We start from the raw sequence: 20889 nt of genomic DNA, 5'->3' as shown, positions 1-20889 counted from the left end.
AGAACCTAGCGGAGCAATCGTCACTCTCCAAAGCAGCTCGACTACGCAGTGTCGCGACCGAGCCCTGAACCCGCCCTGAACCAGGGGGCCAGGGGCGTTATCGGTCAGTAATCAAATGCGCGCGCCGTATTGACCGAGGTCGCCTCGGCCATGGCGTCCTCGCCGATACCGCGCACCTCGGCCATGGCCCGCAATGTGACCGGAATGAGATACGGCGCGTTAGGCCGTCCGCGGTAGGGAGCGGGCGTGAGGAAGGGCGCGTCCGTCTCCACGAGCACGAGCTCCAGCGGGGCGACGGCCAGCGCGTCCCGCAGTCCCTGCGCGTTCTTGAACGTCATGTTGCCCGCGAAGGACATGAAGTAGCCGTTCTCCGCGCACACTTGGGCCATCGCCGCGTCGCCCGAGTAGCAGTGGAAGACGGTGCGCTCCGGAGCGCCCTCCTCCTTCAGGACCCGCAGCACATCCTCGTGCGCCTCGCGATCGTGGATGACCAGGGCCTTGCCGTGCCGCTTGGCGATCTCGATGTGGGCGCGGAAGGACCGCTCCTGGGCGGCCTTGCCCTCGGGTCCTGTGCGGAAGTAGTCGAGCCCGGTCTCGCCCACGCCCTTGACCTGCGGCAACGCGGCGAGCTTGTCGATCTCGGCGAGCGCGGCGTCGAGCGCGCCCTCGCCGCCCGCCTCGCGCGCCCCCTGCCGGGACCAGCCGTCGGGGTCGCCGAGCACGATGCGCGGCGCCTCGTTGGGATGCAGGGCGACGGTGGCGTGCACGCTCTCGTACGCGGCGGCCGTCTGGGCGGCCCAGCGCGAGCCCCGCACGTCGCAGCCCACCTGGACGACCGTCGTCACGCCCACCGCCGCGGCCTTGGCGAGCCCCTCGTCCACCGTCCCCGACTGCATGTCGAGGTGGGTGTGGGAGTCGGCGACCGGAACCCGCAGGGGTTCGGGCAGCGGCGGCGCGGCGTTCTTGGCGTCGGAAGGCATGCCCCCGATCCTACGAAGGGGACGTCAGCCGACCCTACGAAGGGGACGTCAGCCCACCCAAAGAGCCGTCATCCCGCCTTCAAAGAGCCGTCATCCCGCCTTGCGGTGGTGGAAGGGATGCAGCAGCGCCGACAGATGCCAGTGGTGATGCTTGGCCTCATGGGTCTCCGCCGCATCGGCCCCGGACTCGGCCTCGGACTCGGCCCCGGACTCGGACTTGTCCCCCGCCGCCGCGCGCGGCGCGTGATGCCGCTGCATCAGGTTGAGCACCGACGACACCTGCCCCGCCCGCATGATCCGTACGACATGCCCGTCGCAGTTCAGGCACGTCGGCCGGGTCAGGGGCGACGGCACATGCAGGCCGTCCGCCACGTACATCACGAATTCCTTGCCCTTGCCGTCCACGTGATGCTCGATCTCGTACGACTGTTCCCAACCGTGCCCGCACCGCATACAGGCGAAGGCGTACGACTCGTGAGCGGTGTTCGTCCTGGATGTCGCGGTGGACGCCGTGGTGTCGTGACCGGTGTCGGCGATCTCACTCATGCCAGCTCCTCTTGTCCGCTGGACAAGCGCTGCCGGGCCGGGGATTCCTCCCGGCCGGAAGCGTGGGGACGGGTGCGTCCCCTTTGACCAGTGGACGCCTTTCCCGGAGCGAGCGCATCAGACCTGTCGACAGTTGAAGGCGATTTGGCCTTTCCATAGCCTTCAGGCCCGGTGCGCGGCCCGCACTTTGCTTTTTACGATAGTCCTTTGCCGTCCGATGGGGCGGCCTGAGCCGCGTTCTTTGCCGCCACGACCGCATCGAACACGTCGCGCTTGGGTACCCCCGCATCGGCCGCGACGGCGGCGATCGCCTCCTTGCGTCGCTCCCCCGCCTCCTCGCGCACCCGCACCCTGCGCACCAGCTCCTCCGGACCCAGGTCACCTGGGCTTTTCTCGGGTGCGCCCTCGACGACGACGGTGATCTCACCGCGTACGCCGTCGGCCGCCCACTCCGCGAGGTCCTTCAGCGAACCGCGCTTGACCTCTTCGTACGTCTTGGTCAGCTCGCGGCAGACCGCCGCCCTGCGCTCGTCGCCGAACGCCTCAGCCATCGCGACGAGGGTGTCGTCGATCCGGTGCGGTGCCTCGAAGTAGACGAGAGTGCGACGGTCCTCGGCCACCTCGCGCAGCCGCGAGAGCCGCTCGCCCGCCTTGCGCGGCAGGAAGCCCTCGAAGCAGAAGCGGTCCACCGGAAGCCCCGAGAGCGCGAGCGCGGTGAGCACGGCGGACGGGCCGGGCACGGCGGTGACCCGGATGTCCTTCTCCACGGCCGCGGCGACGAGCCGGTACCCGGGGTCGGAGACCGACGGCATCCCCGCGTCGGTCACGAGCAGCACCCGCGCACCGCCGACCAGCGCCTCGACGAGCTCGGGCGTGCGCGCGGTCTCGTTGCCCTCGAAGTACGAGACGACCCGCCCGCCCACCTGCACGCCGAGCGCCTGGGTGAGCCTGCGCAGCCGCCGGGTGTCTTCGGCGGCCACCACATCGGCCGATTCCAGCTCGGTGGCGAGCCGCGGCGGGGCGTCCGCGACGTCGCCGATGGGCGTGCCCGCGAGGACGAGGGTTCCGGGGGAGGTGTTTCCGGGGGACGGGTTTCCGGGGGAATCAGCGCTTCCTGTCACGGTTCCATCCTCGCAGGGGCCAGGGGACGGGACTCACACAGTCGGGTTCCCTACGATGGCGCGGTGACCAGTACCGCGTCTTCCCCGGACACCCGCCAAAGCCAGGCAGCCGAGGAGCAGCAGCCGTCGTGGCAGCACAGGCTGCGCCGCTTCGGTTACGTGGCGCGCACCACCGGGCCCACTCCCGATGTCCGGGCCCGGCTCGTGCCCGCGTACACCGAACCGAGCCCCCGGCTGTGGGCGTCGATCGGCATGCCCAGGAGCTACGCCGATCAACTGGTCCGGTGGTCCGGCTGGATCGGCCCGCTGCTGATCACGCTCGTCGCGGGGATCACCCGGTTCTGGAATCTCGGCAACCCGAAGGCCGTGATATTCGACGAGACGTATTACGCGAAGGACGCCTGGGCGCTGATCCACCGGGGCTTCGAGGTCAACTGGCCCGAGAAGGTCAACGACACCGTCCTGGAGCAGGGATCGAACGTCACGATCCCCACGGACGCCGCGTACGTGGTGCATCCGCCGGTCGGCAAGTACGTCATCGGCATCGGCGAGTGGATCTTCGGCTTCGATCCCTTCGGCTGGCGCTTCATGACGGCGGTGCTCGGCACCCTGTCGGTCCTGATGCTGTGCAGGATCGGGCGGCGGCTCTTCCGCTCGACGTTCCTGGGCTGTCTGGCGGGCGCGCTGCTCGCGGTGGACGGTCTGCATTTCGTGATGAGCCGCACCGCGCTGCTCGACCAGGTCCTGATGTTCTTCGTGCTCGCCGCGTTCGGCTGCTTCCTGATCGACCGGGACAAGGCGCGGGAGAAACTCGCGGCCGCGCTGCCCAAGGACGAGGACGGGATCGTCCGCCCGGACGTGTACGTCGCCGAGAACCTGCGCCTTGGCTGGCGGCCCTGGCGCTGGGCTGCCGGTCTCTGCCTGGGCCTGGCCTTCGGGACCAAGTGGAACGGCCTGTACATCATGGTCTTCTTCTGCTTGATGACCGTCCTGTGGGACGTGGGCGGCCGTCGCGTCGCCGGGGCCGTGCGCCCCTACCGCGCGGTCCTGAAGCGGGACGTGTTCCCGGCGTTCGTCTCGACGGTGCCGGTCGCGATCGGCACGTACGTCCTGTCCTGGCTCGGCTGGATCCTCTCCCCGACCGACGGCACGGGCGGCTACTACCGCAACTGGGCGGCCACGGACGGCAAGGGCGGCTCCTGGACGATCCTGCCGGACTGGCTGCGCAGCCTGTGGCACTACGAACACGCGGTGTACGACTTCCACGTGGGGCTCTCCTCGCCGCACACGTACCAGTCGAACCCGTGGAGCTGGATCGTCGACGGCCGCCCCGTCTCGTACTTCTACGAGTCGCCGCTGCCCGGCAAGGACGGCTGCCCCGCAGGCACCGCCGAGAAGTGCGCCCGCGAGGTCCTCGCGCTCGGCACTCCGATGCTGTGGTGGGCGGGGGCGTTCGCGCTGCTCTACGTGCTGTGGCGGTGGGTGTTCCGCCGTGACTGGCGCGCGGGGGCGATCGTGTGCGGGATCGCGGCGGGTTATCTGCCGTGGTTCATGTACCAGGAGCGGACGATCTTCTTCTTCTACGCCGTCGTCTTCGTGCCGTTCCTCTGCCTCGCGGTGGCGATGATGATCGGCGCGATCCTGGGCCCGCCCGGCTCCAGCGAACGGCGGCGGGTCGTGGGCGCCGCGGCATCGGGCGTCCTGGTGCTCCTGATCCTCTGGAACTTCATCTGGTTCTGGCCCATTTACACCGGCCAGGCCATTCCCATCGACTCCTGGCGGGCCCGCATGCTCCTGGACACGTGGGTCTAGGACATGGGGGCCATCGATGTCCATGTAGTGGGCACCTTGGACACCTTCGGATAACAGCTCCCTCGTACGTCACCTCCTCCGCTTAGGGTTCGGGGCGAACCACCCTCCCGGACGCATTCGGGAGGGCTCCTGGGGAGGGGGCGCGCGATGCGCAAAGGGGTAAAGGTCACTCTGGTCGGCGGGGTGTTCGCAGTCATGGTGGGGGGCGCCGGGTACGGCGCGTACAACCTGGTGAACGGCGTGACCGGGGGCGGCGGTTCGCCGGCCGCGGGCCCGGCGGCCGTGAAGACGGGGCCGCCGACGAGCGGCGAGATCGGCGCGACGACGGAGAAGTTCTTCACCGCGTGGGCCAAGGGCGATGCCGAGGAAGCCGCTTCGTACACGAACAACGCCGAAGTGGCCTCGAAGATCCTGACCGGCTACCGCGAGGACGCCCACCTGACGAAGGTGAAGCTCACACCGGGCAGGGCGACCGGCACGATCGTGCCGTTCTCCGTCCGGGCCACGGTGTCGCACAAGGGGAAGACCAAGGCGCTCGCCTACGACTCCGAACTGACCGTCGTGCGCGGCGAGACCACCGGCCGCGCGCTCGTCGACTGGGACCCCTCGGTCGTCCACCCGGACCTGAAGAGGGACGACACCCTGCGGACCGGCGAGGCCGCGGCGCCTCCCATCCAGGCCGTCGACCGGCACGGCACGGTCCTGGACAAGAAGGACTACCCGTCGCTCGGCCCGGTCCTTGACCAGCTGCGCGCGAAGTACGGCGACAAGGCGGGCGGCACCCCCGGCGTCGAGCTCTACGTCCAGCACGGGGACGCGGACGATGAAGCCGCGGGAACCGAGACGCTCCTCACGCTCGCCAAGGGCAAGGCGGGCCAGTTGAGGACGACGCTGAGCGCGCCCGCGCAGCGCGCCGCGGAGAAGGCGGTGGCGCGGCACGCGAACTCCTCGGTGGTCGCCGTGCGGCCGAGCTCCGGCGAGGTCCTGGCGGTGGCCAACCACCGGCAGGACGAGTTCAACGCGGCCTTCGAGGGCAAGATGGCCCCGGGCTCGACGATGAAGATCGTCTCGGCGGCGACGCTCATCGACAAGGGCGTGGCGAAGGCGAGCGGTCCCGCGCCCTGCCCGGACAGCGCGACCTGGCAGAGCCGCACGGTCAGCAACCTGCCGGGCCTGGCCCCGGACGAGAACGCGACCCTGGCGGACAGCTTCGCGCGCTCCTGCAACACCGCGTTCGTGAAGCTGGTCGACGAGGAAGGCATGACGGACGGGACCCTCAGCGAGGAGGCGCAGAACCGGTTCGGCCTTGGCCTCGACTGGAAGGTGGGCATCCGGACGGTGGACGGCTCGGTCCCCGCGTCCGGGGGCGGCGACCGCGCGATGAACATGATCGGCCAGGGCGAGGTGCAGATGAACCCGCTCAACATGGCGTCGGTCACGGCGACCGCGATGACGGGAGCCTTCCGGCAGCCGGTCATCGTCGCCCAGGGCCTGGACGACCGTGAACTGGCCCAGGCGGACGGCCTGCCCGCGTCCACGGTCCAGCAGCTGCGCCAGATGATGAACCGCACGGCGGTCAGCGGCACCGGCGCCCGCGCCATGGCCGGGCTCAGCGGCAGCATCGGCGCGAAGACGGGCTCTGCGGAGGTCGACGGCCAGGAGACGCCCAACAGCTGGTTCACGGGCTACCGAGGGGACGTGGCGGCCGCCGCGGTGGCCCAGGAGGGCGGCCACGGAGGCGATACGGCGGGTCCTATCGTGGCGGCGGTGCTTGCCGCAGGCAGTTGAGGTGATTGGTCGGGGGCTTCATGAAAGCCCCCTAGTGTGGGGCCTTCCGGTGCAGAGCTTGGGGGCTCTGGGATTTGCGGAGGGTCAGTGGGCAAGCGAGGGCGCGCCAGCGAGCGCAAGGGCATCAAGATCATCACGGGCAGACCGGGTAATCCCGGTACGCCGGGCACACCTGGCACACCTGGTGCGAAGAGCGCCAAGGTGCACCCCGGTGTGCTCGGCGGCGCCGCCGCCGTGGTCGTGTGCGGCGTGGGCATCGCCGCGTACAGCCTGATCGGCGGCTCGTCCGGCGACGACGGAGACTCGACGGTCGACGAGAAGCCGGTGGCCGCGGGCCCGCCGACGGCCGCCGAGGTCCGTGCCACCACGAACGACTTCCTCGCCGCGTGGGAGAAGGGCGACGTGGCGAAGGCCGCGGCGTTCACGGACGACCGGACGGCGGCGAAGACCGCGCTCACCGCGTACGCCAAGGACTCCCACCTCACGCGGGTGAAGATGGAGCCGGGCAAGCGGGCGGGCGCCAAGGTGCCGTTCTCGGTCTCGTCGACGGTCTCGTACGAGGGAAAGAGCAAGCCCTTCGCCTACGAGTCCGAGCTCACCGTGGTGCGCAGGAAGCACGACGGCAAGACGCTGGTCGGCTGGCAGCCCTCCGTCGTCCACCCGGACCTGAAGGACGGCGACCGCCTGGTCACCGGCGAGGCCGGGGACCCGCCGATCAAGGCGGTGGACCGGGACGGCGGCGAGCTGACCAAGGCGAAGTACCCCTCCCTCGGCACGGTGCTCGACAGCATGCGCGAGAAGTTCGGCGACAAGGCCGGCGGCAAGGCGGGCGTGGAGCTGCGCGTCGTACGCAAGAACAGCGCGAAGGACGCCGAGAAGTCGGCGACGACGAAGGACGACGCCAAGGCGACGCCCGACAAGACGCTGCTCACGCTCTCCCCCGGCACCCCCGGCACCCTGAAGACGACCTTCGACGCCTCGCTCCAAGCGGCGGCGGAGAAGGAGACGGGCAAGCGCAAGCAGGCGTCGGTGGTCCTGGTGAAGCCGAGCACGGGCGAGATCCTGGCGGCCGCCAACTCCAATCCCAGCGGCTTCAACACGGCGTTCCAGGGTTCGCTGGCCCCCGGCTCGACGATGAAGGTCATCACGTCGTCCCTCCTCCTGGAGAAGAACCTCGCGGGCGTCGACAAGAAGCATCCGTGCCCGAAGTACGTGACGTACGGCGGCTGGAAGTTCCAGAACGACGACAAGTTCCAGATCAAGGACGGCACGTTCCGCGCGAGCTTCGCCCGGTCCTGCAACACGGCCTTCATCAGCCAGGCCAAGAAGCTTCAGAACGACTCCCTGACCAAGCAGGCGCAGGAGGTCTTCGGTCTCGGCCGCGACAACTGGTCGATCGGCGCCCCGTCCTTCGACGGTGCGATCCCCGTGCAGAGCGACGCGCAGATGGGGGCGTCGCTGATCGGTCAGGGCGGGGTCCGCATGAACCCGCTGAACATGGCGTCGGTGGCGGCCACGGTGAAGTCGGGCACGTTCAAGCAGCCGTACCTGGTCTCCCCGGACGTCGACAAGCGCACGCTCGCGACGGCGCCCCGGAAGATGTCGGGCGCGACGGCTTCGGCGCTGCGAGACCTGATGCACTACACGGCTGTCGCGGGCACCGCGGTGAAGCCCATGTCCGGGCTCGGCTCCGACATGGGCGCGAAGACGGGTTCCGCGGAGGTCGACGGCCAGAAGAAGCCCAACGGCTGGTTCACGGCATACCGCGGTGATCTGGCGGCGGGAGCGGTGGTGCAGGAGGGCGGACACGGCGGCGACTCGGCGGGGCCGCTGGTGCGGGCGATGTTCCAGGCGGGTCGGTAGTCGCTCTGCCCGGTGCCGGCTGTCCGATATGCGGATACGTGGTCGCGTGCCCCGTACACGGACCGCTAGCGTGCCGGGCATGAGCGCTACAGAGTCCCCCGCCCACCCCCGTTTCGCCGCCGCCCTGGCCGAGCTCGGCCTCGCTGACCTGGTCAACGAGGTCCGCCGCTTCCCGGAGGCGACGCGCACCGCGCAGGAGGCCGCGGCGGCCATCGGCTGCGAGCTGAGCCAGATCTGCAAGTCGCTGATCTTCGCGGCGGACGGGGTGCCGGTCCTTGTCCTGATGGACGGGGCCTCGCGGGTCGACCTGGAGCTCGTGCGGTGGGAGCTGTGCGCGGCGAAGGTGACGCGCGCGAAGGCGGACGTCGTCCGGGAGACCACGGGGTACGCGATCGGCGGCGTACCGCCCTTCGGTCACGTGACGAAGACGCGCGTCCTGGCGGACCGCTCCCTGCTCGACCACGACGTGGTGTGGGCGGCGGCGGGCACTCCCTACGCGGTCTTCCCGATGTCCCCCAAGGACCTGATCAACCACGCGAACGGCACCCTGGTGAACGTGCGCGAGCTCGAGCTCGACAAGTGACGCCGCTGGTCACGGCGGCGGTCCTGCTGGCCGCCGTCACGCACGCGTGCTGGAACGCGATCGCGCACCACATCACGGACAAGTTGGTCGGCTTCACGCTGATATCGGGCGGCGGGTTGCTGATCGGCCTGCTGATCGCCCCGTTCGCGGCGATACCGGCGGCCGGGGCATGGCCGTACCTGGTGCTCTCAGCACTGATACACATCGGCTACTACGCCCTGCTCATGAAGTCGTTCAAGCTGGGCGACTTCGGCCAGGCGTACCCGATCGCGCGCGGCACGGCGCCGCTGGTGGTCACCGTCCTGGCCGCGGTCTTCGCGGGCGAGGTACCGGACGGCTGGCAGGCGGCGGGAGTCGCGGTCTCCTGCGCGGGCCTGACGGGGTTGGCGCTCTGGGGCATACGAGGATCGGGCCGACGCCCCGACTGGACGGCGATCGGCGCGGCGCTGGCCACGGGTGTCTCGATCGCGGCGTACACGGTGGTGGACGGTCTCGGCGTCCGAGCCTCCGGGTCCTCCATGGGCTACATCGCGTGGCTGATGATCCTGGAGGGCCTCGCCATCCCGCTGTACGCGGCGTACCGCTGGCGGGGCGAACTGGTGGGGCGGCTGCGGCCGTTCGCGGCGGTGGGGCTGCTCGGCGCGGCTCTGTCGGTGGCGGCGTACGGCCTGGTCCTGTGGGCCCAGACGAAGGCGGACCTGGCCCCGATCTCGGCGCTCAGGGAGTCCTCGATCATCGTCGGGGCGGCGATAGGCGCGATCTTCTTCAAGGAGAAGTTCGGGGCGCCGAGGCTTGTGGCGGCGGGGTTGATGGTGGCGGGGATCGGGTTGATGTTGCACGCGGGGTGAGGGGGGGCGGGCGTCGCGTCAGTCCTTCGTCGCGTACGAGAGGAAGGACTGCCACGCTCCCGCGGGGACCGCGAACTGCGGACTCTGCCGAAGCTTGGAGTCCCGTACGTGGACGGCCTCGGGGCACGTGGCGACCTCGACGCAGTCGCCCTGACTGCCGCTGCTGTAGCTGGACTTGCGCCAGGAGAGGGCGACCTCGACGCAGTCGTCGCCCTGCGAGCCGCTGTAGCTGCTCTTGAACCAAGCCAGGTCGGACGTGTTCATAGCGCTCCTCGCAATCGCTTCAACAGGCCCAGGGAGTCCTCTGGAGTCAGGGCCTGTGAGCGCATCTTGGCATAGCGCTGATGGAGGCGGCTCATCTCTTTCGCGTCAGTGATGAGGCGTCCGTTCTCCTGGCCTTCCGAGTAGCCGAACCAACAACTGTCAGCCGTCTCCGCCAGCCGCAACGGCCCATCCAACCCCGCATGCACCGGCTGTCGCAGGGGCATCAGCTGGAACTCCACGTTCCAGTGCCGCTCGATCACGCCGAGGAGGTGGTCGTACAGCTCCCGCGCCACTTCCTCCCCACCCGTATACCGCTCAAGTACCGCCTGCTCCACGATGAAACTGAACGCCGTCGGCGGCTTCCGGCTCGTGGCCAGCAGGTCCTGGCGGGCGAGCCGCGCCGCGATGCGCTCGCTCAGCTGCTGCTCGTCCGGCAGCGGTGGCACGCTGAAGGACACCGCCCGTGCGTACGCCTCCGTCTGCAACAGGCCTGGCACCACCCGGCATTCGTACGTGTACAGGCTCACCGCCTCCGCCTCGAACTTCGCCCACTGCCGGAACCAACTCGCCAGCCCCGGCTGGCGCGAAAGATGCCGCGCCGCACCCCGCAGCGTCCCGAAGGCGTCCAGAGTCTCCTCCGCCCGCTCCACGAAGTCCGGCTGCGGAAAGCGGCGGCCCTGCTCGATCTTGGCGACCGTCTGAACCGAGTAGCCGACCAACTCGGCGAATTCCTCCTGGGTCAGGCCCGCCCGTTTACGGAAGGCCTTGAAGACCTCGCCGAAAGTCCTCAGGCTGTCCGACACCTCAGGCTCACTGCATCCCGGCGACCCGCCCGCACCGTCCGTCATACGAGGACACCTCCGTTGCGCCTGCCCCGCGACCCGCTCCCAACTCACGTATGGTTACGGACAGTTGCCACCCCTGTCCGCTCTCCGTACTAGTACGCTGACGCAGAGTGCTATTCGCTGACCTGGTGAGTGGAGCCCCCGGGCGGCCACTTTGGGGCCATGACGCCCAGCCAGACTCCCCAAGCCCCGGTCACCGAGCGTGTGTTCGCCCAGCGGTTCAGCTCCACTCCGCGAGGTGCACGCCTCGCCCGCCACCTCGCCCTGCACCGCCTGAACGCATGGGGCATCCCGTACGACTCCGACGCCTCGGACACCGCCGCGCTGCTCGTCGCCGAGCTGGCCGCCAACGCCGTCACCCACGGCCACGTTCCCGGCCGCGACTTCGAGGTGCGGCTCAGTCTCGATGCGCAGACCCTCCGCATCGACGTGTCGGACCCGCGCGGTGAGCGTCGCGTCGACGGACCAGGAACCGTCGCCGCCCCGCCGGCCGGGGCGGACGGCGGGCGGGGGCTTCTTCTCGTCGAGGCGCTGGCCGACCGGTGGGCCGTTCTCGACCGCCTGCCCATCGGAAAGACGGTCCGCGCGGAGCTGGACGGCATCGGCACCCCGGGTGAAGGGCTTTGATTAGCGTGGTTGGTGTGGGTGGGTGGCTGAGCGAGCCTCCATCCCCCGTGGGCCCACTCGGGTCGGTGGGGGCTGACTTTCGTCGCCTGACGTTCGAACGTGGCCACGGGTTGGACACCGGGGTTTACACGACGGGCTGGGCCGACCCCGAGGGCGGCGTCAATGCCCGCCCCGAAGCAGCGCCCAACAACCACAAAAGACGCAGCAACAGCAACGGGGGCGGCTGTGGGTGGTGACGGAGGGGTGCGCCGTCTGCCGACCTCCTCGCTGGGCGTCACCGGACTGTCCAGCTCTTCCGTCGGGCCGTCCGTTTTCGGCGTCGATGAGCCTCCATTGCAGGAAAGTCCCACCTGGTTGGGCGGTGAGCTGGGGTTTACGGGGGAGGAAGTGGAACTTTTCTGCAATCGGCCCCGCGAGGCCCATCCGCGAAGCCCTCGCCCCACGCGTGCGCCACCCGCCCGCCCCCCTGTTGCTGCTGTCTTTTGGCCCTCGGGCAGACGTAGCGGGGGTGTTGTCGTTGGGGGGTGCTGTACGGGGTGTTGGCCGTTGATCGTCGTTAAGGGGATTGCTGAATCGGGGGCCGTACGTAGATCAGCCGACGAAAGTCAGCCCCCACCGAACCCGCGCGGGCCCACACGGGATGGAGGCTCGCTCAGCCACCCACTCACACCAACCACGCTAATCAATACCCCTCACCCCAGGGTGCCCTACGGCCCGTCGGCCCGTCGGCCGCCGAGCCGGAAGCGCCGATACGGTATCCAGCTCGAAGGAGACCGGTCCCGCCAGCCCCCGAGGAGCTTCATGCCCCACGAGCCCACGACACCGGCCGAGTACTGGGACAAGTACAAGCCCCACAAGGGGAAGGGCCCCCAGCCGGCACCGCAGACGGACCGGTTCAATTGGACCCAGTACTCCGATCACGGACCCGGCGCCGAAATCCTCGGCAGCCCCCGCCGCGCCCTTGAGCTGGGACCGGCCGAAGGCACGGAAGCCGCCCACCTGGCACACCAAGGCGTGGACGTGACGGCGGTGGACTTCTCCTCGGTCCAGGTCGCGCGGGCTCGGGCCCTCTGGCAGGGGACACCCGGCCTGGCCTTCGTCCATGCGGAAGCCCGCGCTTTTCTCGCCTCCGGCTCCACGGCGTACGACGCGATCTACTCGGTATGGGGCGCCGTGTGGTTCACAGAGCCCGAAGAACTGTTCCCGGCCGTCGCCAAGCGCCTCGCCCCCGGTGGCATTTTCGCGTTCTCCCAGGCCGAGCCCGTTGCCGGGCTCCACGGACCCCAGCCGATGCGAGGGAAGTGGCTCGAAGGCCGCGAGCACGAACTCACCGTACTTCGCTGGCAGTTCACTCCCGAGATGTGGGCGGACATCCTCAAACGGCACGGCTTCACCCACATCGACGCCCACATCCTCAAGGCCCTCGATCCCAGGGACCAAGGCACCCTCATGGTCCGCGCGCAGGCACCCGCGCAGCGGGCTACACCGCCTCGCGCAGCGCCCATATCAACGCCTGGGCCCGCGGGTCCGCCGTGACGCCCTTGTTCATGCCGTTGGTGACGTATCCGAAGGCCGTGCCCGACTCCGGGTCGGCGAAGCCGAGGGCGCCGCCTCGGCCGGGGTGGCCGAAGGAGCCGGGGGCGAGGAGCGGGGAGGCACCCCCGTGCAGCATGTAGCCGAGCCCGAAGCGCGTCTTCACCACCAGAACCCGGTCCGCCCCCGCGGACACCTCGCCCCGCGCCAGCGCCACCGTCTCCGGAGTGAACAGCCTTGCCCCGCCCTCGACTTCACCGATCAGCGAGGCGTAGAACCGCGCCAGTGACGCGGCCGTCGCGATGCCGTTCGACGCGGGGAGGACCGCCGCCCGGTACGCCGGGTCGTTCTCGTCCGGCGACGGGGTGATCGCACCGAAGGCCCGCTGGGTGAGGGAATCGGGGTTCGCGTACGCCTCGGCGACATTCCGCCGGGGACGGGTCTTGAGGCCGCCCGCCGCCGAAGGGGCCTCGATACGGCCGATCCGCCCGACGCGGCCCGCCTCCCCCTCCGGAAGCCCGATCCACAGGTCGAGGCCGAGCGGCCCGGCGATCTCCGAGGCCACCCACTCCCCGATGGACCGCCCCGTCACGCGTCGCACCAACTCCCCGGTGAGCCAGCTGTACGTCTGCGCGTGGTAGCCGTGATCCTCGCCCGGCTCCCAGAACGGGGCCTGGGCCGCGACCGCCGCGGCGGCGAAGTCGGCGTCGGCCGCTTCCGCGGGCGTCAGCGGACGGTCGAGGGCGGGCACCCCCGCCCGGTGCGCGAGCACATCGCGGACCAGCGCCCTCTCCTTGCCCGCCGCCTTGAACTCCGGCCAGTAGGACCCGACGGGCGCGTCCAGGTCCAGCTCTCCGCGCTGGTGGAGGAGGAGCAGGACCGCGGCGGCCACGCCCTTGGTGGCCGAGCGCACGACCTGCGCGGTCCCGCGCTCCCAGGCCCCGCCCCCGTCGAACGACTCCGTACCGCCCCACAGATCCACGACCGGCCGCCCGTCGCGGTACACGGTGACGGCGGCTCCCCGCTCCCCCCGCTCACCAAAGTTGCGAACGAAAGCATCGCGAACCGGCTCGAATCCGGCAGCCACCGTGCCCTGTACGGCAACACCCGACTCGGCGTCCACGTCCGCGTCCATACCCGCCTCCACACCGTCACTCATAGCAAGGCGAACAGTCATGCCCACCCATCGATTCCCCACCGAACGCCTCAGCAGCCCTTCAGTTCGAAACCGAAACGGAGCCCCTCCGCACCCCGGGCGCCCACACGCCCCTTCCCTCACTCTGACCGCAGCCAGTAACCTCACAGCCTCGTAGTCAGGGGTGCACGAAGGTCTCGGGGGGCAACACATGGGGGGCAATCGTCCGGCGGATTGGCATGTCCTTGACCTGGACAAGGATCCGACTCCCGGTGATCCGGACCGGGTGCGGAACCTGGCGAAGAATCTGCACGACTTCGCCGACGACGTCTCGAAGGTTCTTCGTGACATCAAGGGGATGGCAGGTGAGGACGCCATCCTCACCTGGGCGGGCAAGACCGCCGAGTCCTTCACCGCGGAGTTCGAGGATGCGCCGGGCAAGCTGAAGAAGCTCAAGAAGAGCTACGAGATGGCCGGCGACGCCCTCTCCACCTACTGGCCCGAACTCGAACGCGCCCAGGCCCTCGCCGACAAGGCCCTCGTCAAGGGCCGTGAGGCGCAGGGCGATCTGTCCTCCGCCCAGACCCGCCTCACCTCCGCCGACTCCTGGATGGACAAGGCGGGCAAGGAAGCCGACAAGTACAAGGACGACAAAGACAGCGGGAAAGACGTCCCCAAGCCCGACCCGGACAAGGTCAAGGCCGCCACCCGCAACGCCAACTCCGCCGAGAAGGCCCAGACCGCCGCCCAGTCCGACGTGTCCACCGCGAAGAGCAACCTCGACGCCGCCAAGAAGATGGCCGAGGACGCGCGCAAGATGCGCCAGGACGCGGCCGGGACCGCCAAGAAGAAGCTCGAAGACGCCTCCGACGCCGGTATTCAGAACCGCAAGTGGTGGGAGGAGGTCGGGGACTGGGTCACCGACAACTGGGACACCATCGTCGCCGTCTGCAAGGTCGTCGTCGCCGTACTCGGCGTCATCGCGATGATCATCGGCGGCCCGATCCTCGGCGCCATCGTCCTCATCGCCGCCCTCGTCGTCCTCGCCGACACCCTCAACAAATACGCCAACGGCGAGGCCTCCCTATGGGACGTAGCCTTCGCCGCCCTCGACTGCATCCCCGGCATGAAGGGCCTCACCTCCCTCCGCGGCCTCGCCAAGGGACTCAAGGGCATGAGGATGGGCCTCAAGGGCGGGCTCAAGGCCATGGGGCGGCAGATGAAGAAGCTCTTCACCTGCGGCGACCCGGTCGACATGGCCACCGGCGAGATGGTGATGGCCGCGACCGACATCGAGCTGCCCGGCGAACTTCCACTGGTCTTCCAGCGCAGTCACCGCAGCGGCGTGCGCAGTGGCCTTTTCATGGGCCCCAGTTGGACCTCGACCCTCGATCAGCGGCTGTCACTCGATGAGGCAGGCGTGCAGTTCGCCACCGACGACGGGATGATCCTGCACTATCCCGTTCCGGTGGCCGGAGCCGGTGCCGAGCCGCCCCTCGAAGGTCCGGTCTGGCCCCTGAGCTGGGATGGAGCCCCGGGCGGCGAGCTCACGGTGCACCAGCCGGAGACCGGCACGACACTGCGCTTCCGGCCGTTGCCGGGGCAGCCGCCCACCGCCCTGCCCCTCGCCGAGATCAGCGACCGCAACGGCAACACGATCACCTTCACGTACGACGCCGCGGGCCTGCCTCAGGAGATCGCCCACCACGGCGGCTACCGCATCGCGGTGACCTGCGAGAACAGCCGCGTCGTCGCCCTCACCCTGGCCAGTCATCCGGACCGGCCCATGCTGATGCGCTACGGATACGACGAGCACGGCGACCTCGTGGAGATCTACACGTCGTCGGAGCGACCGCAGCGGCTGTCCTACGACGACGCGCACCGCGTCACCGGGTGGGAGGACCGCAACGGCACCTGGTACCGCTACGAGTTCGACGCCGCAGGACGGTGCTCCGCGACGTACGGCATGGAAGGAGTCCTCAGCTACGCCTTCTCCTACGCGGAAGGCGCCGACCGGACGCGGACGACGACTGCCGTCAACTCCCTTGGCCATGCCACGGTCTACCGGTTCAACGACGCCTGCCAGCTCGTCGCCGAGACGGACCCGCTGGGCAACACCTCGGTCATGGAGTGGGACCGGCGTGACCAACTCCTGTCCGCCACCGACGCGTTGGGCCACACCACGCGCATGGAGTGGGACGCCTCCGGCAACCGGACGGCCGTCCACCTGCCGGACGGCACGCACACGTCCGCCCGCTACAACTCCCTGAACCTGCCGGTGGAGGAGACGGCCCAGGACGGCGCGGTCTGGCGGCAGGAGTACGACGAGCGCGGCAACTGCGTCTCGGTCACCGTGCCCGACGGGGCCACCACCCTGTTCACGCACGACGGGACGGGCGCCGTGACCTCGGTCACCGACGCGACCGGCGCCACCCAGCGATTCGTCAACAACGCGGCAGGGCTGCCGGTTTCGGAGACGGATCCGCTCGGCGCGGTCACCCGCGTCGTCTACGACCCGTTCGGCCGAACAGTCGAGGCCACCGACCCGACGGACGCCACCACAAAGCTGGCGTGGACGGTCGAGGGCCACCTCGCGAGCAGGACGGCCCCGGACGGCGCCACCGAGTCGTGGACGTACGACGACGAGGACAACCGGCTCAGTCACACCGACGCCGTGGGCCGCGTCACCCGCTTCTCGTACGCCCCCTTCGGCCTGCTCGCCTCGCGCACCACGGCGGACGGCGTGCGCCACGCGTTCACGCACGACACCGAGCTGCGGCTCACCAGGGTCACCAACCCCCACGGCCTCACCTGGGACTACGAGTTCGACGCCGCGGGCAGGCTCGCCTCGGAGACCGATTTCGACGGACGTACGCTCACGTACACCTATGACGCGGTCGGCCGCCTGACCAGCCGGACCAACCCGCTCGGGCAGGCCATCTCCCTGACGTACGACAGCGTGGGCTCGCCGCTCTCGAAGACCGTCGACGGCAGGACGACCACCTACTCCAACGACGCCGCGGGCCGCCTCCTGCGGGCCGCGGGTCCGGACGCGACGCTCACCTACCGGTACGACCGCAGCGGTCGCATCACGGGCGAGGCCGTCGACGAGCGCGCACTGCGCATCGCCTACGACGCGGCGGGCCGCCCGACGGTGCGCACCACACCGTCGGGTGTCACCACGGCGTACACGTACGACGCGGTCGGCAACCGCACCACGCTCACCTCATCGGGCCGCACCTTCTCGTCCTCGTACGACGCCCTCGGCCGCGAGACCTCGCGGCGGCTCGGCGCCGACGGGCCCAGGATCGGGCGGACCTGGGACTCGGGCGACCGGGTCACCGGGCAGACCCTGACGGCGCCGGGCGCCGCACGGCCGCTGAAGGCGCAGTCCTTCACCTACCGGCCCGACGGCAACCTGACCGCCCTGGACGACCAGGACACCGGCCGTCGCACCTTCGACCTGGCCACCAGCGGGCACGTCACGGCGGTCCGCGCCGCCGACTGGACGGAGTCCTACGCCTACGACGCCGCGGGCAACCAGACACGGGCCTCGTGGCCCGACCGGATGCCGGACGAGGAGGCGCGCGGCGAGCGCTCCTACAGCGGCAACCGCGTGACCGGCGCGGGATCCGTGCACTACGAGTACGACGCGGCGGGGCGCGTGGTGCTGCGCCGCAAGACGCGGCTCTCCCGCAAGCCGGACGTCTGGCGCTACGGCTGGGACGCCGAGGACCGCCTCACCTCCGTGGTCACACCGGACGGGACGGTCTGGCGCTACCTCTACGACGCGGTGGGGCGCCGCACGGCGAAGCAGCGGCTGGCCGCGGGGCACGCCGCCGGATCGGATCCGGGTGCGGCGGACCTGGAGGTCGTCGAGGAGGTGCTCTTCACCTGGGACGGGCCGCACCTCGTCGAGCAGACCACGACCTCCACCGGAGCCGGCGGCCCCGAAGCGGTCACGCTCACCTGGGACCGCGACGGTGTACGCCCCCTGGCGCAGACGGAACGCCGGGTGTCGGCCGATGCCCCGCAGGAGGTCATCGACGAACGCTTCTTCGCGATCGTCACCGATCTCGTCGGCACGCCCACGGAACTCGTCTCCGAATCCGGTGACATCGCCTGGCACGGCGATGCCACGCTGTGGGGCATCACCGCGTGGAACGACGAGGCGGCCGCCTACACACCGCTCCGCTTTCCCGGACAGTATTTCGACCCCGAGACCCAGCTCCACTACAACTATTTCCGGCATTACGACCCCGCGACCGCGCTTTACATCAGCCCGGACCCGCTCGGAATGGACGCCGGGCCCAACCCTCGTGCTTATGTGCTCAATCCGCTGGGTTGGATAGACTATTTGGGCCTTCTGACCTGTCGGCAGAACGCACGGCGGCTGCGCAGGAACATGCGGCGGGAAGGGCGCGGCCCGGCGCGTGGTGAGGCAGCGGCGCACCTCGTGCCATCGGGTGGCACGCACGGCCACTGGGCACCTGGCGTCCGCAGCCGGGCCCTTCTGGACAGATACGGAGTGAATATCAATGACGCAGCCAACGGCATCCCGCTCGGGCATCCGAGCCCGCACAATTACACGCACCGCGGGCCTTTCCTCACCCGTCTCAACGACCGTCTGCACGCGGTGGAGGCGGACCGCCTCGCCCGCGGATTCGGTGACCGCGCGATTCGTACGGAACTGCGGCGCGAACTCCGGAGCATCGGCCGTGAGGTCTCGTCGGAGCTCGCGACCGGACAGCCAGGTCGCGGGGCTTTCTGGACGGTGCCGTGATGTCTGAGAACGCTTCGAACGCCGAAAAGCCGCTTTCCGTATACCGATTGATGCCCCGCATGACCGCCGTGCGGAATCTTCAGTACGACCGCTCGCTCGTCGGCCTGATCCGCTGGCAGATCAACGGATCCGTTCCCGCGGACGCGCCGACGTCGATCAGCGGCGAATGGATCGGGAATCCGCGGGAGCGGGCATCCGAATTCCCGTCGGGGACTCCCGGGGCACCGGCGCTCAGCAGGCGGGTCGCGGATCAGTGGCGGGACGAACTGCTCAGGGCGGGACGTCTGCTGCCGGTCGACATCGTGAGCGCGGACCCCAAGGCATCCGACCCCGGTGAGTACGTGCTCTACCTCGTAGAGAGCGTCGTCGACTGTGTGGACCTGCGGAGGTCGTCGAAGCCGAAGAAGACGACGGGCGAGTTCAAGCAGGCGGTCTTCCTGCCCGACGCCGTACCCCGCGATCTGCCCGCGTTCCGCCTGCCTCAGTTCCCGGGCGGCGTCCACTGGAACGGCTGGGCGGTGGACCGTCTGACCGAACTGCTCGGTGACCGCGCCTCCGACGTCGAGGCCCGCCTGGTGTGGTCCGAGGACCCGGCGCTCACCCCGCACCCCGACCCGTGGGGCTTCTGACTAGCCGGAGGTCCGGGCCTTGACCGTCTTCGGATCGAAGCCGAACGGCAGCTCAAGCCGATGAGCCCCCATCAGGTCCTCGTCGCCGAGCAGCTCCCCCGTCGGCCCGTCCGCCGCGATCACGCCCTCGCTCAGGATCAGGGCCCGGGGGCAGAGTTCGAGTGCGTACGGCAGGTCGTGCGTGACCATCAGGACCGTCACGTCCAACGACCGCAGGATGTCGGCGAGTTCGCGGCGCGATGCCGGGTCCAGGTTCGATGACGGTTCGTCGAGGACCAGGATCTCCGGCTCCATCGCGAGGACCGTCGCCACCGCGACCCGCCTGCGCTGGCCGAAGGAGAGATGGTGCGGGGGGCGGTCCGCGAACTCCGCCATGCCCACCTGTGACAGCGCCTTGTGGACCCTGGCCTCCAGTTCGGGGCCGCGCATCCCGGCCGCCGCCGGGCCGAAGGCCACGTCCTCCCGCACCGTCGGCATGAAGAGTTGGTCGTCGGGGTCCTGGAAGACGATGCCGACCCGGCGCCTGATCTCCGCCATGTGCTTCTTGCCGACGGGCAGGCCCGCGACGGTGACCGTGCCCGCGCCGCCCGTCAGGATGCCGTTCAGGTGCAGGACGAGCGTCGTCTTGCCCGCGCCGTTCGGGCCGAGCAGCGCGACCCGCTCGCCCCGGCCGATCGTCATGTCGACGCCGAAGAGCGCCTGGTGCCCGTCGGGGTAGGCGAAGGCGAGGCCGGAGACCTCAAGGGAGGCGGGTACAGGGGCTTGAGCGGTCACAACATCCATCCCAGCAGGCAGACGACAAGAGCGGCACCCGGCAGGGCGAAGGCGTAGGTCCACTGTGCACGCGAGGCGGTCACCTCGTCGATCACCGGCATCGAACCGGCGTAACCCCGGCTGACCATGGCCAGGTGCACCCGCTCGCCCCTCTCGTACGAGCGGATGAAGAGCGCGCCCGCGGACTTCGCGAGGACGCCCCACTGCTGTACGCCCCGCGCCTCGAAGCCGCGCGACTCGCGCGCGATCTTCATGCGGCGCATCTCGTCCGTGATCACGTCGCCGTACCGGATCATGAACGAGGCGATCTGGACGAGCAGCGGCGGCAGCTTCAGGCGCTGGAGGCCGAGCAGCAGCGAGCGCAGTTCGGTGGTGGAGGCGAGCAGCACGGACGCCGCGACGCCGAGTGTGCCCTTGGCGAGGACGTTCCAGGCGCCCCAGAGGCCGTTCACGCTCAGGGACATGCCCAGTACGTCGACGCGCTCGCCCTCCGCCACGAACGGCATGAGCACCGCGAACGCCACGAACGGGACCTCGATGAGCAGCCGCTTGAGGAGGAAGGGGAGCGGGACGCGGGACGCGTACGCCACCGCGCCGAGGAGCACCGCGTACAGGCCGAACGCCCACATCGCCTCGCGCGGCGTGGAGACCACCACGACCACGAAGCAGAAGACCGCCGCCAGCTTGGTGTGCGGGGGCAGCGCGTGCACCGGGGAGTGGCCGTGCCGGTAGAGCCGGTGGGCGTGGCCCGCGCCCAT

The 20889-nt window shown here is 69.9% G+C and carries 17 protein-coding genes; 9 read left to right on the top strand and 8 right to left on the bottom strand.

Features of this window, described 5'->3' with window-relative positions:
- Nucleotides 1–104: 104 nt before the first annotated feature.
- The 3 genes from M4V62_RS24785 to rsmI all read right to left on the bottom strand — a co-directional run bounded on the left by M4V62_RS24785 (nt 105) and on the right by rsmI (nt 2647).
- Nucleotides 105–980 (bottom strand): TatD family hydrolase, encoded by an 876-nt coding sequence (locus M4V62_RS24785; protein WP_249589427.1) that lies wholly within the window; start codon nt 978–980, stop codon nt 105–107.
- Between the two features lie 90 nt (nt 981–1070).
- Complete coding sequence (locus M4V62_RS24780; RefSeq protein ID WP_249589426.1) at nt 1071–1526, bottom strand: hypothetical protein; 456 nt, start codon at nt 1524–1526, stop codon at nt 1071–1073.
- A gap of 194 nt (nt 1527–1720) precedes the next feature.
- The gene (gene rsmI, locus M4V62_RS24775) at nt 1721–2647 is read right to left on the bottom strand and encodes a 16S rRNA (cytidine(1402)-2'-O)-methyltransferase (RefSeq protein WP_249589425.1); all 927 of its coding nucleotides are present in this window, start codon (nt 2645–2647) and stop codon (nt 1721–1723) included.
- Nucleotides 2648–2710: 63 nt separating this feature from the next.
- Here rsmI and M4V62_RS24770 point away from each other — a divergent pair, with 63 nt between their 5' ends.
- The 5 genes from M4V62_RS24770 (at nt 2711) to M4V62_RS24750 (ending at nt 9541) form a co-directional block, all read left to right on the top strand.
- Entirely contained in the window at nt 2711–4459 is a 1749-nt protein-coding gene (locus M4V62_RS24770) for a dolichyl-phosphate-mannose--protein mannosyltransferase (RefSeq protein WP_249589424.1), read from the top strand.
- Nucleotides 4460–4606: 147 nt separating this feature from the next.
- The gene (locus M4V62_RS24765) at nt 4607–6247 is read left to right on the top strand and encodes a penicillin-binding transpeptidase domain-containing protein (protein WP_249589423.1); all 1641 of its coding nucleotides are present in this window, start codon (nt 4607–4609) and stop codon (nt 6245–6247) included.
- A 213-nt stretch (nt 6248–6460) separates the two neighbouring features.
- Nucleotides 6461–8110 (top strand): penicillin-binding transpeptidase domain-containing protein, encoded by a 1650-nt coding sequence (locus tag M4V62_RS24760; protein WP_249592973.1) that lies wholly within the window; start codon nt 6461–6463, stop codon nt 8108–8110.
- Between the two features lie 79 nt (nt 8111–8189).
- Entirely contained in the window at nt 8190–8693 is a 504-nt protein-coding gene (locus tag M4V62_RS24755) for a YbaK/EbsC family protein (RefSeq protein ID WP_249589422.1), read from the top strand.
- Entirely contained in the window at nt 8690–9541 is an 852-nt protein-coding gene (locus tag M4V62_RS24750; protein ID WP_249589421.1) for a DMT family transporter, read from the top strand. Before M4V62_RS24755 ends, M4V62_RS24750 begins: the two co-directional genes overlap by 4 nt.
- 18 nt (nt 9542–9559) lie before the next feature.
- On the opposite strand, the gene M4V62_RS24745 is transcribed toward M4V62_RS24750, so the two are convergent.
- Together M4V62_RS24745 and M4V62_RS24740 are read right to left on the bottom strand one after the other, a co-directional pair.
- Nucleotides 9560–9805 (bottom strand): DUF397 domain-containing protein, encoded by a 246-nt coding sequence (locus tag M4V62_RS24745; protein ID WP_249589420.1) that lies wholly within the window; start codon nt 9803–9805, stop codon nt 9560–9562.
- Complete coding sequence (locus M4V62_RS24740; protein ID WP_249589419.1) at nt 9802–10653, bottom strand: helix-turn-helix domain-containing protein; 852 nt, start codon at nt 10651–10653, stop codon at nt 9802–9804. Before M4V62_RS24740 ends, M4V62_RS24745 begins: the two co-directional genes overlap by 4 nt.
- A 159-nt stretch (nt 10654–10812) precedes the next feature.
- Here M4V62_RS24740 and M4V62_RS24735 point away from each other — a divergent pair, with 159 nt between their 5' ends.
- Together M4V62_RS24735 and M4V62_RS24730 are read left to right on the top strand one after the other, a co-directional pair.
- On the top strand, nt 10813–11277 hold the full coding sequence (locus tag M4V62_RS24735; protein ID WP_249589418.1) for an ATP-binding protein: 465 nt from the start codon (nt 10813–10815) through the stop codon (nt 11275–11277).
- Between the two features lie 801 nt (nt 11278–12078).
- Complete coding sequence (locus M4V62_RS24730) at nt 12079–12813, top strand: class I SAM-dependent methyltransferase (protein ID WP_249589417.1); 735 nt, start codon at nt 12079–12081, stop codon at nt 12811–12813.
- Here M4V62_RS24730 and M4V62_RS24725 read toward each other — a convergent pair.
- Entirely contained in the window at nt 12758–13969 is a 1212-nt protein-coding gene (locus M4V62_RS24725; RefSeq protein ID WP_344646364.1) for a serine hydrolase domain-containing protein, read from the bottom strand. The genes M4V62_RS24730 and M4V62_RS24725 overlap by 56 nt on opposite strands.
- A 187-nt stretch (nt 13970–14156) precedes the next feature.
- On the opposite strand from M4V62_RS24725, the gene M4V62_RS24720 reads away from it, so the two are divergent.
- Entirely contained in the window at nt 14157–18728 is a 4572-nt protein-coding gene (locus M4V62_RS24720; protein WP_249589415.1) for a DUF6531 domain-containing protein, read from the top strand.
- Nucleotides 18728–19357 (top strand): hypothetical protein, encoded by a 630-nt coding sequence (locus M4V62_RS24715; protein WP_249589414.1) that lies wholly within the window; start codon nt 18728–18730, stop codon nt 19355–19357. The genes M4V62_RS24720 and M4V62_RS24715 overlap by 1 nt, the downstream gene beginning before the upstream one ends.
- Here the strand turns inward: M4V62_RS24715 and M4V62_RS24710 are convergent, their stop codons facing one another.
- Together M4V62_RS24710 and cbiQ are read right to left on the bottom strand one after the other, a co-directional pair.
- Nucleotides 19358–20140 carry an energy-coupling factor ABC transporter ATP-binding protein gene (locus M4V62_RS24710; protein ID WP_249589413.1) on the bottom strand — a complete coding sequence of 261 codons (783 nt, stop codon included), beginning with the start codon at nt 20138–20140 and terminating at the stop codon, nt 19358–19360. It abuts the gene before it with no gap.
- Nucleotides 20128–20889 carry a cobalt ECF transporter T component CbiQ gene (gene cbiQ / locus M4V62_RS24705; RefSeq protein WP_249589412.1) on the bottom strand — a complete coding sequence of 254 codons (762 nt, stop codon included), beginning with the start codon at nt 20887–20889 and terminating at the stop codon, nt 20128–20130. The genes M4V62_RS24710 and cbiQ overlap by 13 nt, the downstream gene beginning before the upstream one ends.

Source organism: Streptomyces durmitorensis (genome assembly GCF_023498005.1).
Classification (GTDB): Bacteria; Actinomycetota; Actinomycetes; order Streptomycetales; family Streptomycetaceae; genus Streptomyces; species Streptomyces durmitorensis.
This window is presented reverse-complemented; position numbering and strand designations above follow the sequence as displayed.

What these genes read in the sequence shown, in the direction of transcription:
- M4V62_RS24785 (WP_249589427.1), bottom strand. Translation starts at nt 980, where the DNA reads ATGCCTTCCGACGCCAAGAACGCCGCGCCGCCGCTGCCCGAACCCCTG.
- M4V62_RS24780 (WP_249589426.1), bottom strand. Translation starts at nt 1,526, where the DNA reads ATGAGTGAGATCGCCGACACCGGTCACGACACCACGGCGTCCACCGCG.
- M4V62_RS24765 (WP_249589423.1), top strand. Translation starts at nt 4,607, where the DNA reads ATGCGCAAAGGGGTAAAGGTCACTCTGGTCGGCGGGGTGTTCGCAGTC.
- M4V62_RS24755 (WP_249589422.1), top strand. Translation starts at nt 8,190, where the DNA reads ATGAGCGCTACAGAGTCCCCCGCCCACCCCCGTTTCGCCGCCGCCCTG.
- M4V62_RS24745 (WP_249589420.1), bottom strand. Translation starts at nt 9,805, where the DNA reads ATGAACACGTCCGACCTGGCTTGGTTCAAGAGCAGCTACAGCGGCTCG.
- M4V62_RS24740 (WP_249589419.1), bottom strand. Translation starts at nt 10,653, where the DNA reads ATGACGGACGGTGCGGGCGGGTCGCCGGGATGCAGTGAGCCTGAGGTG.
- M4V62_RS24735 (WP_249589418.1), top strand. Translation starts at nt 10,813, where the DNA reads ATGACGCCCAGCCAGACTCCCCAAGCCCCGGTCACCGAGCGTGTGTTC.
- M4V62_RS24730 (WP_249589417.1), top strand. Translation starts at nt 12,079, where the DNA reads ATGCCCCACGAGCCCACGACACCGGCCGAGTACTGGGACAAGTACAAG.
- M4V62_RS24725 (WP_344646364.1), bottom strand. Translation starts at nt 13,969, where the DNA reads ATGAGTGACGGTGTGGAGGCGGGTATGGACGCGGACGTGGACGCCGAG.
- M4V62_RS24720 (WP_249589415.1), top strand. Translation starts at nt 14,157, where the DNA reads ATGGGGGGCAATCGTCCGGCGGATTGGCATGTCCTTGACCTGGACAAG.
- M4V62_RS24715 (WP_249589414.1), top strand. Translation starts at nt 18,728, where the DNA reads ATGTCTGAGAACGCTTCGAACGCCGAAAAGCCGCTTTCCGTATACCGA.
- M4V62_RS24710 (WP_249589413.1), bottom strand. Translation starts at nt 20,140, where the DNA reads ATGGATGTTGTGACCGCTCAAGCCCCTGTACCCGCCTCCCTTGAGGTC.
- cbiQ (WP_249589412.1), bottom strand. Translation starts at nt 20,889, where the DNA reads ATGGGCGCGGGCCACGCCCACCGGCTCTACCGGCACGGCCACTCCCCG.